13 protein-coding genes are annotated in these 15,841 nt (G+C 35.0%); all 13 read right to left on the bottom strand.

Annotated features, from left to right (window positions below; genetic code table 11):
- Position 1: 1 nt before the first annotated feature.
- On the bottom strand, positions 2–1,420 hold the full coding sequence (locus LQU94_RS02285) for a cell wall metabolism sensor histidine kinase WalK (protein WP_230634861.1): 1,419 nt from the start codon (positions 1,418–1,420) through the stop codon (positions 2–4).
- 2 nt (positions 1,421–1,422) lie between these two features.
- The gene (locus tag LQU94_RS02280; RefSeq protein ID WP_230634859.1) at positions 1,423–2,097 is read right to left on the bottom strand and encodes a response regulator transcription factor; all 675 of its coding nucleotides are present in this window, start codon (positions 2,095–2,097) and stop codon (positions 1,423–1,425) included.
- Between the two features lie 45 nt (positions 2,098–2,142).
- The gene (locus LQU94_RS02275; protein ID WP_230634857.1) at positions 2,143–3,858 is read right to left on the bottom strand and encodes a cell wall metabolism sensor histidine kinase WalK; all 1,716 of its coding nucleotides are present in this window, start codon (positions 3,856–3,858) and stop codon (positions 2,143–2,145) included.
- The gene (locus tag LQU94_RS02270; RefSeq protein WP_230634855.1) at positions 3,855–4,532 is read right to left on the bottom strand and encodes a response regulator transcription factor; all 678 of its coding nucleotides are present in this window, start codon (positions 4,530–4,532) and stop codon (positions 3,855–3,857) included. Before LQU94_RS02270 ends, LQU94_RS02275 begins: the two co-directional genes overlap by 4 nt.
- Position 4,533: 1 nt before the next feature.
- Positions 4,534–5,205, bottom strand: coding sequence for a phosphate signaling complex protein PhoU (gene phoU / locus LQU94_RS02265; RefSeq protein WP_230634853.1), 672 nt, complete (start codon positions 5,203–5,205; stop codon positions 4,534–4,536).
- A 20-nt stretch (positions 5,206–5,225) separates the two neighbouring features.
- The gene (gene pstB / locus LQU94_RS02260; RefSeq protein WP_230634852.1) at positions 5,226–5,978 is read right to left on the bottom strand and encodes a phosphate ABC transporter ATP-binding protein PstB; all 753 of its coding nucleotides are present in this window, start codon (positions 5,976–5,978) and stop codon (positions 5,226–5,228) included.
- Entirely contained in the window at positions 5,971–6,792 is an 822-nt protein-coding gene (gene pstA / locus LQU94_RS02255; RefSeq protein ID WP_230634850.1) for a phosphate ABC transporter permease PstA, read from the bottom strand. Before pstA ends, pstB begins: the two co-directional genes overlap by 8 nt.
- Positions 6,792–7,649: a phosphate ABC transporter permease subunit PstC gene (gene pstC, locus LQU94_RS02250; RefSeq protein ID WP_230634848.1), complete on the bottom strand. Its 858-nt coding sequence runs from the start codon at positions 7,647–7,649 to the stop codon at positions 6,792–6,794. Before pstC ends, pstA begins: the two co-directional genes overlap by 1 nt.
- Before the next feature lie 113 nt (positions 7,650–7,762).
- Positions 7,763–8,713 (bottom strand): substrate-binding domain-containing protein, encoded by a 951-nt coding sequence (locus tag LQU94_RS02245; RefSeq protein ID WP_230634846.1) that lies wholly within the window; start codon positions 8,711–8,713, stop codon positions 7,763–7,765.
- A 99-nt stretch (positions 8,714–8,812) separates the two neighbouring features.
- Positions 8,813–9,274, bottom strand: a complete 462-nt coding sequence (locus LQU94_RS02240) for a glutathione peroxidase (RefSeq protein ID WP_230634844.1) — start codon at positions 9,272–9,274, stop codon at positions 8,813–8,815.
- A gap of 107 nt (positions 9,275–9,381) precedes the next feature.
- Positions 9,382–12,924 (bottom strand): pyruvate:ferredoxin (flavodoxin) oxidoreductase, encoded by a 3,543-nt coding sequence (gene nifJ / locus LQU94_RS02235; protein WP_230634842.1) that lies wholly within the window; start codon positions 12,922–12,924, stop codon positions 9,382–9,384.
- A 134-nt stretch (positions 12,925–13,058) separates the two neighbouring features.
- Entirely contained in the window at positions 13,059–13,991 is a 933-nt protein-coding gene (gene hprK / locus LQU94_RS02230) for an HPr(Ser) kinase/phosphatase (RefSeq protein WP_230634840.1), read from the bottom strand.
- Positions 13,981–15,840: an excinuclease ABC subunit UvrC gene (uvrC, locus tag LQU94_RS02225; RefSeq protein ID WP_230634838.1), complete on the bottom strand. Its 1,860-nt coding sequence runs from the start codon at positions 15,838–15,840 to the stop codon at positions 13,981–13,983. The genes hprK and uvrC overlap by 11 nt, the downstream gene beginning before the upstream one ends.
- Position 15,841: the final 1 nt, after the last annotated feature.

The raw sequence follows: 15,841 nt of genomic DNA, 5'->3' as shown, positions 1-15,841 counted from the left end.
TTTATTTTGGAATCCTAAAATAGAAACGGCTTCCTTCATTAATTTTAGATTCTACACCGAAATCAAATTTGTGTAGAGTTAAAATATTTTGACAAATATACAAACCCAATCCCGTTCCTACCACTTGACGTTCATAATTGTCACGAACTCGATAGTATCGATCCCAAATTTGTTTTACTTTATCTTCTGCAATTCCAATTCCAAAATCTTTTACCGAATATTCTATCCAGTTTTCTTTCTCTTCAATGTGAACTTCGATTCTTTTCTTGTCTTTGGAATAATTTACCCCATTGCTAATAAAATTATAAATGACTTGACGAATTTTGTTTTTATCCGCAACAATATCATTCTTCCCTTGGACAAAGATTGGAAATTCATATCCTTGTTCTTTTCTCAAATAATCAAAACGATGCATGACTTCTTTGGTTAGTTCTTCCAAGCTAAATTCTTCCAAATGCAAATCTTCTAGTTCTGACTCAATTTTTGACAAATCCAACAAATCGTTTACAAAAGAGGTTAGATAATCAGATTCTTCCAAAATGGTCTGAATATGCTGATTTCGTAGTTCTTTATTATCTCCAGAAATATCTCGAATCATTTCCCCGTAAGATTTAATTACCGTTAGTGGCGTTTTCAAATCATGGCTAACATTGGCAATCAAATCCTTCCGTACTTCTATGGTTTTGGTTAATTCGCCTGTTGCATAATTTAATGTATTGGCCAAGTCCGTAATTTCCGTGTAATCTCCCGTTTGAAACTTTACATCATAATTCCCACGGCCGAGCTGACGCGCTGTTTTTGCCATATTGGTTAAGGGAGCCGCCAATCGAGAAGATAAGAAATAAGACAGAATAAAGGCCAAAATAATGGAAATGGCAGATACAATTATCAGTTGATTTTTTAATATTTCCACGGTAGATTCCACCGGATCAACATTGGCTGATACCGCAAGGAAATACTTTTCTCCTGCTTGTTCCCCTAAATAAGAAACATATAAAATAGATGAACTTTCAGATTCCTTAAAAGGCTCAACATATGTTATATCTTGAAGATTTTGTTCGATTAATGGTTGAAAGTATTTATTAAAATCTTTGATTTGGATGATTGGTTGGTAAAAATAATCCAATGGATTGAGGGGAAAAATAAGAGATCCTGAATCGTTATAGATTTGAATCCCTACGCTTTTCTCAAAGCTATAAGTCAATATGGAGTCTTCAAAATTTTCATTCCCAAATTCTTTGGTAATGGTTTCCCCTATATTTTTGGTTTCCCGAATCTTCATAGATTGATAGAAAGAATTAATAAATACGATTTGAAGCAACCATAAAAGAAGCAGAATGAAAAGAGCCATACCGGAAAAGTATAGCCAAAATTTGACACGTATGCTTTTTTCATCCAACACAACTCTTTTTCTAATCATTCTTAATTATCGCTTTCTGCTACAAATTTGTACCCTACGCCTCGCACGGTAACAATATAATTTCTATATTCACCTAAACTATTACGCAACATCTTAATATGGGTATCCACAGTTCGGTCATCCCCATAGAAATCATATCCCCACACTTTGTTTAACAATTTATCACGGCTTAGAGCAATACTCTCATTTTCAGCCAAAAATACCAAGAGATCAAATTCTTTTGGTGTCATATCCACTGGCTTATCATTCACATAAACTTCTCTACCATCTAAATCAATCGATAACCCGTCGTATTTTAATTGACGATTTTCATTAACATGGCTTCTTCTCTTTACAATTACATTCAAACGAGCCATTAATTCCTTAGGAGAAAATGGCTTTACTACATAATCATCAATTCCTATTTCAAACCCAAATAATTTATCGTATTCTTCTGAACGAGCACTTAGCATTAAAACAGGAATGTTTTTATCTTTTCGAATCTCTTTGTACGCGCTGAATCCATCCAAACGAGGCATCATTATATCCATAACTATTACATCAAAATCTTCTTCTTTACAGATTTCAACGGCACGAATTCCGTCTGGAGCTTCTACCACTTCATTTCCTTCAAATTCAGCATAGGTACGTATTACCTCGCGAATTCTCGCTTCATCATCTACAACTAATATTTTCATGCACATCACCTCATATTTTACTTATAGTATCAATTGATTGTGAAATCATTGTGTAATGTATGCATTTTTGTGTGGAAAAGTTAAAATGAATTTTGTCCCCACACCCTTTTCACTTACCATTTCAATTTTCCCGTTTAGTATTTGTACATTATGTTTTACAATCGACAATCCTAAACCTGTCGAGTTTTTATTTTGTGAACGAGAAGAGTCTACCATATAAAATCTCTCAAATACACGATTTTGTTTGTCATACTCAATTCCTATTCCTGAATCTTCTATTTCGATTTTTAATTCTTCAGGCATCTTTTGAATATTTATTTTTAAGACTCCCTTATCTTTATTATAGATAATCCCATTATCAATTAAATTTTCAAGCAATTCCCGAATTAAACCTGGGTGGGTGTAAATATTGGTATCTAGAGAAGCATTTTTTTCTACTCTAATTTGTCGTCTTTCGATATTTCCACTTTGGGATTCTAAAATAGAATCAATCACTTCATTAATGGAAATGGTTCTATATTCTTCCCTTTTATTTTTCTCATTAATTCTAGAAATTCCAATAATGGAATCAATTAAATCAAAAAGTTTTTCCGATTCCTTAAAAATGATTTCTAAGAATTTTTTCTGATTTTCTTCGTTCATTCCACCAGCTAAAAGTAGCTCTGTATAACCACGAATGGATGTCAAAGGAGTTTTTAATTCGTGGGTTATATTCGATGTGAATTCACGACGTTCTTGTTCCGCCAATGCATTGGCTGTTTCATCCATAATCAATATAACAATTCCCAATAATTTCTTTTCGAGAGAATACACAGGATTCATATGAATCCTGATATATTTTTCTCCTAAGGCAATTCGAATCATCTTTTCCTCTTTATCCAAAAATTGTTGATTTAACGCTTGTAATAAGGAACTCTCTCTAGATAAAAGTTGAATCGGCTTTCCCTTATAGTTGCTATATACAGATCCGCCTAGTAACTTTATTGCAGATGTATTATGGAGCTCAATTCCATAATTCTCATTTACAAAAAGAACGCCTTCGTTCATTTGTTCAATCATCCGGCTCAATCCATTTAAGCGGGATTCCAATACGTCTAGACGTTCACGAATCCAAAACGATTCTTCTTTAATGGATTCTTCAAAGTTTTCTATTCCTGGAATTGTTTTGATTTTGGCTTCTTCATCTCTAATATATTTAGGAAAACTTTGAATAATTTGTAGAATACCTTCCTCTTTCTTGTTCATTCCATAGTTTAAGGCATAATACAAAATAAGAGTTCCCAATCCACTTGTGAAAAAAAACATAGGGAGACGATGAATCAACAATAAAAAAATAGAAGGTACGATATACCCTAAAAATATGCGATTTTCTCCCGAATTTTTTCCCATAATATAATCGGCTTCAAAAGTACTAGGGAGTCGGAATTTGGCTGTTGTTTCTCCAAATTCTTGATTTTCTAAAAATTTCGCCACTTCTTTTGCCTCTTTGGGAATTTGTGTAAAGTATTTTAACTGATTTTCTTTATCCAGTACCATAAGAAAATCATAATTTACCATTCCTTTTCCCTTTTCTACATATGAAAAAAGCTCATCCATTGTAGAGGCCCCGGATAAGTCATCTAAAAATTTTTGTAACTGTACTTCCTGTTCCTGTATCTCTTCGTTATAGCTCCAAAGAGATACAGGTACGAGAAAGGAAAAACTTAATATACACGATACAAGAATCGAAAATAGAATAAGGTACTTTCTTTCGTTCATCATTTTTTATTTCCTACTTTATATCCGACATTACGAACCGTTTCAATCAAATGAGAATGCGAACCTAATTTTTGACGAATAGAAGCAATGTGAACATCTACTGTTCGACTTTCTCCTTCAAAATCGTATCCCCAAATTGTTGACATAATCTTTTCTCTAGGAAGTACAATGTTAATATTTCTAAAAAGATACAGCAACAATTCAAATTCTTTATAGGTTAAATTAATTGGTTCCTCTTCTACTGTTACCATTCTTTGATTTACATCAATGCAGACATCATCTAAACAGAGAGTGCTTTCTTGTACACCATTTCGATTGGCTCGGCGCAACAAAGACTTCACTCTTGCTATCAATTCCAAAACACTAAAAGGTTTTACAATATAATCATCTGCTCCTAAGTCCAATCCTACGATTCGATCCAATTCTGAAGATTTTGCCGTCAGCATAATAACAGGCAAGTCTCTATATCTTGGATCATGACGTATTTTTTTTAAGATTGTTAATCCATCTTCTTCTGGAAGCATTATGTCCAAAAGCAATAATTCTGGTTTTTCTTTCTCCATGGCAGAATATAAATTTTCAGAAGATTCAAAACCTTTTACTTGAAAATCTTGATTTTCCAAGGCATATAAAATTAACTCACGAATATTTTGCTCGTCTTCGACACAATAAATCATATTATTCTCCAAATATATTTTTTTCTTCGTAGTATTTATGGTTTCCTGTCAACGAATAAATTACCCACTCTGCAATATTTTCCGCATGGTCTCCCACTCGTTCTAAATATTTTGCAATTTGCAACAAATCAATGAGTTCTTCTGCATGTTCTGAATGATCTTGCAACAATCGAATCACCTTTCTACGGACTTGTAATAGCAATTCATCTACTTTTTCATCCCTGGCAATACAAATGTTGGCCAAGTCTTCATCTTTTGTAATATAGGAATCAATAGCCATTTTAATCATTTGAGAAGATTCTTCGAACATCTGCATAACCAAATGCAACTCAGAAGTCAATGGATCTTTTGGCATAGACAAGGATATTTCAGAAATATCTTGAGCATGATCTCCGATACGCTCTAAATCTGTAATGATTTTTAAGGCCGCTGAAATAAATCGTAAATCGCCTGCTACCGGTTGTTGGCGTAAAAGCAAATTCAAGCACATACTTTCGATTTTACGTTCCATCTCATTAATCTTTTGATCCTTTATGATAATTTCTTCTGCCAACTCCATATTTCTTGTAGACAAAGCTTTCAAAGAATCCGCTACTGATTTTTCAACCATACTTGCCATTTCAATTAAACGACTATTTAATTCTTGCAACTCTCCTTCATATACTTTACGCATATTTTCATCCTCAACTTTCCTTACCCAAATCTACCAGTAATATAATCTTCTGTTCTTTTATCTTGAGGCACAGAGAAAATTTTATCTGTTTCTCCAAACTCAATGACTTCTCCATTTAAGAAAAATCCTGTTTTATCTGAAACTCGTGTCGCTTGTTGCATATTGTGCGTTACTATAATTATAGTATACTCATTTTTCAAATCCTGAACAAGTTCTTCTATTTTCAAAGTAGAAATTGGATCCAAAGCAGAAGTCGGTTCGTCCATTAATAAAACTTCTGGCTCCACAGCCAATGCACGAGCGATACAGATTCTTTGTTGTTGGCCCCCAGAAACTTCTGTTGCATTTTGTTTTAATTTATCTTTTACCTCGTCCCAAATCGCAGCTCCGCGCAAACTTTTTTCTACAATCTCGTCCAACTGTGCTTTATTTTTTATTCCATGCGTTCTAGGACCATAGGCTACATTATCGTAAATGCTAATTGGAAAAGGATTTGGATTTTGAAATACCATTCCTACTCTTTTTCTTAATGTATTTATATCGTATTTTGGATCATAAATATCTTTTCCATCCAATAAAATATCTCCTGTAATTTTGCAGTTCGGTATCAAATCGTTCATACGATTTAAGCTTTTAAGCATCGTTGATTTCCCGCATCCACTAGGCCCAATAAAAGCCGTAATCTCCTTTTCTTGTATATCCATAGAAATATTTTTTAGAGCATGAAAATCCCCATAAAATAAATCCACCTTTTTTATTTCCATTTTATTCATTATTTTTTCCTCCAACCAATCGATTCCCAATAAAATTAGACAATCCATTTATAAATAGTGTAATTAAAATAAGCACAAAAGCCGTTGCAAAAGACTGATTTACATGTAGCCCTTCTGAAGACAAAACATACATATGAAGGGAAAGAGTTCGACTTGAAGAAGCCAAACTTTCAGGCATTTGCGTTGCTGTACCTAGAGTATAAACAAGAGCCGCTGTTTCTCCTACGCATCTTCCGATCGCTAAAATAATTCCAGACAAAATACCTGGTAACGCTACTGGTAAAACCACCTTAAAAATAGTACGCAATTTTCCTGCTCCTAAGGCGTAACTTCCCATTCTTAAACTGTCATTAACCGCCAATAAAGCCTCTTCTGTTGAGCGTATAATCAAAGGCAGAATCATAATCGATAGGGTAAATACTCCTGAGTAAATCGAAAATCCAAGTTTTAATGTAGTAACAAAAAATAACATCCCAAACAATCCATACAGAATCGATGGAATCCCAGACAAAGTCTCTGAAGCTAGGCGGATAATTTCCACAATCTTACTATCTTTTTTTGCGTATTCAATCAAATAAAATCCTGTAAATACCCCTAAAGGAGTTGCAATCAAAAGAGAACAAATCACTACAATTAATGTAGTTATAATCGACGGAACCATAGACACGTTTTCTGTTGTATAAGTCATGGAAAACAGATCTTTTGTAAGATTCGGAACACCTTTCATTGTAATATAAACAATTAACAAAAGAAGCATCCCAAAAGTGATTCCAGCCGAAAGATAAACAAATGCATTTAATATCTTTGATTTCATTATTTCATCCTCCGTTTTGCAACATTAAACAATATATTTATCGTTAGAATAAACACAAAAAGAACCACTCCTGTTGCAATCAAAGCTTCTCTGTGTTCATTGGCAGCATAGGCCATTTCCATTACGATATTTCCTGTTAAGGTTCTTACTCCTCTAGTTATACCGTGGGGCATTCTCGCTTGATTTCCAATAACCAAAATTACCGCCATTGTTTCCCCAATAGAACGCCCAATGGCTAGAATAATAGACGCAATAATTCCAGATTTTGCTGCTGGAAGAACCACTTTGAATATAGAGCGCTCATGAGTTGCACCCAAAGCAATAGACCCTTGGTAGTAAGATTTTGGTACAGAACGAATGGAACTTTCTGAAAGCCCAATTATTGTAGGAAGTACCATGATCCCCAATAAAATAGATCCTGTAATGATGTTCATTCCTGTTCCGCCCCATATCTCCCTTACTATAGGAACCATAACCATAAGGGCAAAAAATCCAAATACTATGGAAGGAATCCCTGCCATTAAGTTAAGAGCTGGTTTTAAGAATTTATAAAGCTTTCTGGGACAGTAATACACCATAAACACCGCTGTAAAAATTCCAATAGGAATTCCTATCACCATAGAGCCAAACGTTACATAAATAGAGCCTAAGATCATTGGTAATATTCCAAATGTCCCAGGACTAGCCGTTGGTTTCCATTTTGTTCCCAATACGAAATCACTGATTCCATATTTCATTATAAAAGGAATCCCATTCTTAAAAATGAAATAACAAATTACGACAATCGATACGATAGATAGTAGTGAACAAAGAAAAAATATAATTTCTCCTAATTTTTCAATTCCTTTATTTTTCATACACGCCTCCTTGATATGTAAAATATAACAAGGGAATATAAAAGTTATTTAGTCCTTTTGTAAAATCTATGTAAAGAAAAAAATGGAACCCTTTCGGGTTCCATTTTTTTCTATTAGTTTGCCAATTCTGCCCACTCAAGCATTTCTCCGTTGAAAACGCTCTTGATTTGTTCCATTCCAATATCTTCCAATGGATTTGCATTGTTTACGATAACAGCGATACCATCTTTCGCCAATATGAATTCTTGTAAACTACCTTTTTCTTCTTCTTTCAATTCACGAGAAGACATACCGATTTGTGCAGTTCCTTCCATAGCAGCTGTGATACCAGCAGAACTACCATTGGATTGAATTTCAATGGTTGCATCAGGATTTAATCCTTTGTAAGCTTCTGCTAATTTTTCCATAACTGGAGTTACAGAAGTAGAACCAGCTACCGTAATGTTTCCAGATAATCCAGACGCTGTATATTCTTCTCCTTCTGCCGCTTTTACATATCCTTCTTCTTCAACAATCGCTTGTCCTTGTGGAGAAGCAGCAAATTTTAAGAAATCTTCTTCAATGCTACCAGCTGGTAACTCTTTGCTTACCAATAAGAATGGACGAGATACTTTGTAAGATCCGTTGATGATGTCTTCAGGATTTGCTTCTACACCATCTACTTTTAGAGCTTTTACTGTATCATTTAGAGATCCTAGAGAAATGTATCCGATAGAAGATTCATTTCCAGCTACTGTTGTCATAACACCATTTGTAGAGTTTTGAACGGTTGCTTCTTCTGTTGTTGTATCCATTTCGTTTCCGCTAGCATCTTTTTCTACTAATCCAACGATTTCTGTAAAGGCATCTCTCGTTCCAGATCCATCCTCACGACTCACTACAACAATATCTTTTAACTCTTCTAATGAACCAGCTGCTTCTGTAGTTGCTACTGTGTTATTTGTTGCTTCTTCCCCGCCATTTCCATTCGCTGGTGCATTTCCTTCATTTGCCGAAGTACACGCTACAGTGGTAAGAGCCAAAGCACCAATTGCTGCCATCATTCGTAATTTTCTGAAATTCATAAAAAAATTCCTCCTCATTATTTTTCTTGATGAATCAAGTATACTGAAGAAGAATTAATTAATCGTATATTAAATGTAAATTCTAGGTAAAATAAAAAATCAAATCAAATCATTTATATCTTCCATTAAATCTCTTGGTTCCACATCTGACAAATAGTGTTCTACTACATTCCCTTCTCGGTCCAAAAGATATTTTTCAAAGTTCCATAGAACCTCTTGATTGTCAAAAGATTTTAGGTATTTATACAGTGCATGGGTTTCTTCTCCGTTAACAAAAATCTTTGAAAACATAGGAAAATTAATGCCAAAATGTGTCTCTACAAAAGATAAAATTTCTTTGTTTTCACCTGGTTCTTGGTTTCCAAATTGATTACAGGGAAATCCTAATACTACAAACCCATCCTCGCCATAATACTCGTACAATCTTTGGAGTCCCTCATACTGGTGTGTAAAACCACATTGACTGGCTGTATTTACAATTAAAACCACCTTGTCTTTTAATGCATCAAAAGAAAAATCTTCCCCTCGAATGTCTTTGGCTTTCATTGAATAAAAGTTCATAATCATTCCCCCTTAGACTTCATTATATAACAAGGAAATCCATTTCACAATAAAAAAAAGAATAGGACATGGAATTCCATGTCCTATTCTTAAAAGATTTACAAATTTTAATTTGCATCTCCTCTGTTCGCCATACGTTTGTAGCTTTCATAGCGATGTTTTGCATCGGCTTCTGCTTTTTCATACAAAGCTTCTGCACGTTCTGGATACAACTTCTTCAAAGAAGTGTAACGAACTTCGCCTTCTAAGAATTCACGATATGGTTTAGATGGTTCTTTAGAATCTAAGCTGAATGGATTCTTTCCTTCTGCTTCCAACTCAGGGTTGAAGCGATATAAGTGCCAGTATCCTGATTCAACAGCTTTCTTTTCTTGTGCGATAGATACGCCCATACCTTGGCGAATACCATGGTTAATACATGGAGCGTATGCAATGATTAATGATGGTCCATCATATGCTTCTGCTTCACGAATTGCTTTTAATGCATGGTTCTTATCTGCACCAATGGCAATTTGTGCTACATAAACATAACCATAGCTTGTCATCATTAAGCCAAGATCTTTCTTACGAACTTCTTTACCGTTTGCAGCAAATTGTGCTACAGCGGCTGTTGGAGTTGCTTTAGAAGATTGACCACCTGTATTTGAGTAAACTTCTGTATCTACTACGAATATATTGATATTTTCACCACTTGCCAATACATGGTCTACGCCACCGAATCCGATATCGTAAGCCCAACCGTCACCACCAAAGATCCAGTTGCTTGGTTTAACAAGTAATCTCTTATTCATATCAATTCTCTTAAGCAATTTATCTGCCTCTTCATTTCCAGTTGTTTTTTCTAACAATGGTAAAATTTCAGCAGCGGCTGCTTTAGAAGTTTTGTAATCATTTGGATTTTCTAACCATTTTTTGAATGCAGCTGCGATTTCATCATCAGCGCCTGTTTCGATGAATTGATCCATTAACATCTTCAATTGAGCACGAATTTGATCTACAGATACTTTCATACCATAACCATATTCAGCATTGTCTTCAAACAATGAATTTGCCCAAGATGGACCTTCTCCACAGTCATTTGCACAATATGGCATAGATGGTGCAGAACCACCCCAAATAGAAGTACAACCTGTTGCATTTGCAACCATCATACGATCTCCAAATAATTGAGTGATTAATTTAATATATGGTGTTTCTCCACAACCTGCGCATGCGCCAGAGAATTCTAGATGAGGCATGAAGAATTGAGAATTCTTAACAGAATCTGCTTCGAATTTATCTTGTTTTGATTTGATTTCATCCATAGCAAAGTTCCAGTTTTCAGATTGTTCTTCAAATTCATCTTCAAATGGAACCATTACCAATGCTTTTTCTTTTGCAGGACAAACTTGAGCACAGTTTCCACATCCAGTACAGTCTAAAGGAGAAATTTGGATACGATATTCGTATTCTTCTGTGCCTTTACCTTTTGCATCAATTGTTTTGAAGCTTTCTGGTTTCTTCGCTGCTTCCTCTTCGTCTAATAAGAATGGACGAACAACAGCATGTGGACATACGAAAGAACATTGATTACATTGGATACAATTTTCAGGTTTCCATTCAGGAACATTTACGGCAATACCACGTTTTTCGTAACGAGATGTTCCACTCATAAATGTACCGTCTTCAATTCCTTCAAATGTACTTACTGGTAAGTCATTACCTTCTTGACGATTTACAGGAACAAGAATTTTGTTAATGAATTCTGGAGCACCTGGGATAGAATAATCTTCATCTGCAGAACATTGTGCCCAATCTGCTGGTACATTGATTTCAACCAATGCATCCATACCGCGATCTACAGCTTCTTCATTCATCTTAACAATTTCGTCGCCTTTTGCGCCGTAATCTTTTTTAATGCTTTCTTTTAATTTTGCTACAGCCGTTTCTAATGGAAGAACATTAGAAAGTTTGAAGAACGCCGCTTGCATTACCATGTTTGTTCTTCCGCCCAATCCTACTTCTGATGCAATTTTGGTTGCATTGATTGTGTAGAATTTAACATTTTTTTCTGCAATAGTTTTCTTCAAAGAAGCTGGTAAATTTTCATTTAATTCTTCTTCAGACCAAGTTGTATTTAATAAGAACGTACCACCATCAATAATACCTCTTAATAAGTCATATTGATGAACATAAGATTGTTTTGAACAAGAAATGAAATTTGCTTCTGTGATTAAGTAAGTAGAAGTAATTTTCTTTTCACCAAAACGCAAGTGACTCATTGTTACCCCACCAGATTTTTTGGAGTCATAGTCGAAGTAACCTTGTGCGTACATATCTGTTCCGTCACCAATGATTTTAATCGCACTCTTATTTGCACCAACTGTACCGTCAGATCCGAATCCCCAGAATTTACAAGCGATTGTTCCTTCAGGTTCTGTTTGAATCACTTCTTCAATATCTAATGATAAGTTTGTAACATCATCTACGATACCGATGGTGAATCCATCTTTTGGTTGGTCTTTGTCTAAGTTTCTGTATACAGCCAAAATTTGAGAAGGAGTTGTATCCTTGCTACCTAAACCATAACGTCCACCAACGATCATTGGACGATTTTCTTCCGCGTAGTATAAATCGCGAACATCTAACAACAATGGTTCAGCTGCTGCACCTTTTTCTTTTGTTCTATCCAAAACAGCAATTTTTTTCACGCTCTTTGGCATTTTTTCTAAGAAATATTTTTTAGAGAATGGACGATACAAATGAACTTTTAATAGACCTACTTTTTCGCCTTTATTCATTAAGTAATCCACTACCTCTTGAGCGGCTTCTGTTACAGAACCCATAGCAACGATTACTTTTTCTGCATTTTCATCTCCATAGTAATTGAATAGATCATATTCTCTACCAGTTACTTTAGAAATTTCAGCCATATATTCTTTTGTTGTTTCTACGATATCTGTATAGTAGTGGTTTGAACTTTCTACAGCTTGGAAATAGATATCTGGGTTTTGTGCAGTACCACGAACTTCTGGATTAATTGGACCCAAAGCACGTTTTCTGAACGCTGCCAATGCATCATAGTCTACCAATTCTGCTAATGCATCGTAATCCATTAATTCAATTTTTTGAATTTCATGAGATGTACGGAATCCATCAAAGAAATGAACAAAAGGTACTCTACCTTTAATTGCTGCCAAGTGAGCTACTCCACCAATATCCATAACTTCTTGTACAGATCCAGAAGCTAGCATAGCAAATCCAGAAGCACGGCAAGCCATAACATCCTGATGGTCACCAAAGATACTTAAAGCATGTGAAGCTAGTGCACGAGCTGCAACATGGAATACCCCTGGTAACAATTCACCTGCAATTTTGTACATGTTTGGAAGCATAAGTAATAAACCTTGAGAAGCAGTATAAGTAGTTGTCAAAGCACCTGCTTGTAGCGCCCCGTGAACAGCACCTGCTGCCCCTGCTTCAGATTGCATTTCTTTAACCAATACCTCTTGACCGAAAATATTTTTTCGATTGTTACTAGCCCACGCATCAACGTGTTCTGCCATTGGGCTAGAAGGGGTGATAGGGAAAATACATGCTACGTCAGAGAATGCATAAGCTACGTGAGCAGCTGCTTCATTCCCATCCATCGTTTTCATAAATTTCGCCATATTAACCTCCTAAAAATTAAAACATTCTTCTATACATCTATTATATCAATAGATTCGTGATAATCAAGAAACTAGCGAAATTATTCAATATACAAGGAATTTGATACTGTATATTTTATTCAAATTCTATGAAATCAATTTCCCTTTCCTCTTCTATGAGACTCTAGAATTTTTTGGTTCAATGCCAAAGCAGGGTTGTATCCTAATTCTTTTTGCTTAAAGTTTCTCGTCGCAATTTCTATAATAACTCCTGTATTTCTTCCAGTCCTCATAGGAATATCAATTCTAGGAACTTCAATATCTAGAATTTTTTCATACTCATCTTCTAGACCTAAGCGATCATATTCTTTCGATTCATCCCATTGATGTAAGTGAACAATCAAATCGACTTCCTTCTCTTCCATTACTGATCCAATTCCAAAGAGCCTTTCTACATCAATAATCCCAATTCCACGAATTTCCATAAAATGTCGTGTTATTGGCGGAGAGGTTCCAATCAATCGATCCTCCATTCGCTTAATAATAACAGAATCATCGCTAATTAGTTTGTGTCCACTAACAATCAAATCGACAGCGGTTTCTGATTTCCCAATTCCTGAGTCCCCAGTAATCAATACGCCCACCCCATAGATATCTAACAAGATTCCATGTCTTCGAATGGTTGGTGCTAAAGCCATATCCATATAATTAATAAGGATGTTCACCGCCCGTGAAGTACTTTCACTTGTCCTTAACAACGAGCAATCATACTTCATGGCCATTTCTAAAATTTCAGGATAAATTTCTTGGCTACGTGTAATAATCATCAATGGGATTTGTTTTTCAAATAGTTGCTCAATTCTCCCTCTGCGTACAGATTCTGTAAGCGTACTTAAATAATGCCATTCTGCTCCCCCTATGATTTGAATTCGGTCTGGAACAAACTTTGTATAAAATCCACTTAATTGTAAACCTGGACGGTTAAATTCAGAAGTATCAATTTCTCGATTTTCGGTTTTTTCTGCATAGTACACAACCTCAAAATCCAATTCCTTTATAAGTTGTTTTACAGTGAAACTAGTCTTCATCTTTTCCTCCATGAAAATGCTCAATAATTGATTTTGCTGCTAGCTGATTCATTCCATCCACTTGTAATAGTTCTTCTAAGGTCGCTTTTTTGATTTTTTCGATGGATTGAAAATATTTCATAAGGTTTTTCTTTCTTTTGGATCCGACATTTGAAATCTCATCCAATTCTGAACGAAAAGTAGATTTGCTCCTTAAACTTCGATGATAGGTAATCGCAAACCGATGGGCTTCTTCTTGGATTTGATAGATGATTTTATAAATATTCGAATTTTTTGAAATGGGAATTTCTTTTCCTTGATAAATGATTCCTTTTGTTTTATGGAAATCGTCTTTTACCAATCCCGCCACTTCAATATCCAATTCCAAAAGGTTCAATACTTCCATCGCAGAAGAGACTTGCCCCTTTCCTCCGTCCATTAAGATTAAATCCGGAAACGTTCCAAAGCTGGTTCGTTTTTTATCGCTTTTCTTTTCTTCCAATCCCCGAGAAAATCTACGGAATAAAACCTCTTTTAAGCTTCCGTAGTCATCGGCCCCTTGAATTGTCTTAATGCGAAATCTGCGATAATCTGTTTTTTTGGCTCTTCCCTCTTCAAATACAACCATAGATCCAACGGATTCAACGCCAGAAATATTGGATATATCATAGGCTTCTATTCGATGAGGATAAGGAATATCTCCTAAAAGTTCTTGTAAATCCTTCAAAGTGTCTTTCCGCTTTTTTTCAATCTCTTTATAACTATTGGAATGTTTTATTAACATATCAATTGCATTTTTCTTTACCATAGAAAGAATCTTTTTCTTCTCTCCTACCTTTGGAACCACAAGTTGTACTTTATGATTTCCTTTGGATGTTAGATACTCCTCGATAATTTCTCCCTCTTCTAAAACCACGGGAAGATAAATCCTGGGAGGAAGATAAGCGGATCCTTGATAAAATTGCATAATAAAAGCATGAAATATTTTTTGATCTTCTTCTTTATAGGGATCGTCCAATATAAAATGCTCTCTCCCCATAATTTTTCCTTGTCGATAGAAGAACACTTGTACGCAAACATTTCCTTCTCCCCTTGCCAAATGCATAATATCAAATTCTTCGCTACTTGCTGCATCTGTAATAATTTGTTTTTCAAGAAGGGTGTTTAAGGATTCAATATGATCCCTATATTCTGCTGCCTTTTCAAAATCTAAGGTCTTCGAAGCCTCTTGCATCTTTTCTCGTAGGGTGTTCATTAGAATTTCTTCTTTTCCATCTAAGAATTCCAATACTTTTTCAATGGATTCTCCATATTCTTCTTCATCAATTTCTCCAATACAAGGTCCTTTACAGCGCCCAATAAAATAATTCAAGCAAGGCCTAGTATATCGTTTGGATAAATCCAATTTACAATTTCTTAATGAATACAACGTATGAAAAACATCGATTGCATCATTTACTGCCAATACATTGGGATAAGGCCCGTAATATTTTGCCTTGTCCTTCTGAATATTCCTAGTTTTTATTACACGAGGAAAGGGTTCATTGGTAGTAATTTTAATGTATGGATATTGTTTATCATCCCTCAATAAAATGTTGTATTTTGGGTGATATTCTTTGATTAAATTGGATTCTAATATTAGACTTTCTAACTCGTTTTGAACAATGATATATTCAAAATCTTTGATTTGAGATACCATGGTTTGTACTTTTATTGAGCTTTTCCCATAGGAACCAAAATATTGACGAACCCGATTTCTAAGATTCTTTGCTTTCCCCACATAAATAATTTGGTTGGCCCCGTCTCGCATTAAATAGACCCCCGGTTCCTGTGGTAGCTGCTTTAATTTTTCTGAAATCATTGTATTCATA

Origin of the sequence: Peptoniphilus sp. KCTC 25270, assembly GCF_021012875.1 — a bacterium.
Lineage (GTDB): Bacteria > Bacillota > Clostridia > Tissierellales > Peptoniphilaceae > JAJMZJ01.
The sequence above is the reverse complement of the archived record's forward strand: the minus strand, read 5'-3'. Positions and strand labels throughout refer to the sequence as shown.

Coding starts and splice junctions, on each gene's coding strand:
- LQU94_RS02285 (WP_230634861.1), bottom strand. CDS start 1,420: ATGATTAGAAAAAGAGTTGTGTTGGATGAAAAAAGCATACGTGTCAAA.
- LQU94_RS02280 (WP_230634859.1), bottom strand. CDS start 2,097: ATGAAAATATTAGTTGTAGATGATGAAGCGAGAATTCGCGAGGTAATA.
- LQU94_RS02275 (WP_230634857.1), bottom strand. CDS start 3,858: ATGATGAACGAAAGAAAGTACCTTATTCTATTTTCGATTCTTGTATCG.
- LQU94_RS02270 (WP_230634855.1), bottom strand. CDS start 4,532: ATGATTTATTGTGTCGAAGACGAGCAAAATATTCGTGAGTTAATTTTA.
- phoU (WP_230634853.1), bottom strand. CDS start 5,205: ATGCGTAAAGTATATGAAGGAGAGTTGCAAGAATTAAATAGTCGTTTA.
- pstB (WP_230634852.1), bottom strand. CDS start 5,978: ATGAATAAAATGGAAATAAAAAAGGTGGATTTATTTTATGGGGATTTT.
- pstA (WP_230634850.1), bottom strand. CDS start 6,792: ATGAAATCAAAGATATTAAATGCATTTGTTTATCTTTCGGCTGGAATC.
- pstC (WP_230634848.1), bottom strand. CDS start 7,649: ATGAAAAATAAAGGAATTGAAAAATTAGGAGAAATTATATTTTTTCTT.
- LQU94_RS02245 (WP_230634846.1), bottom strand. CDS start 8,713: ATGAATTTCAGAAAATTACGAATGATGGCAGCAATTGGTGCTTTGGCT.
- LQU94_RS02240 (WP_230634844.1), bottom strand. CDS start 9,274: ATGAACTTTTATTCAATGAAAGCCAAAGACATTCGAGGGGAAGATTTT.
- nifJ (WP_230634842.1), bottom strand. CDS start 12,924: ATGGCGAAATTTATGAAAACGATGGATGGGAATGAAGCAGCTGCTCAC.
- hprK (WP_230634840.1), bottom strand. CDS start 13,991: ATGAAGACTAGTTTCACTGTAAAACAACTTATAAAGGAATTGGATTTT.
- uvrC (WP_230634838.1), bottom strand. CDS start 15,840: ATGAATACAATGATTTCAGAAAAATTAAAGCAGCTACCACAGGAACCG.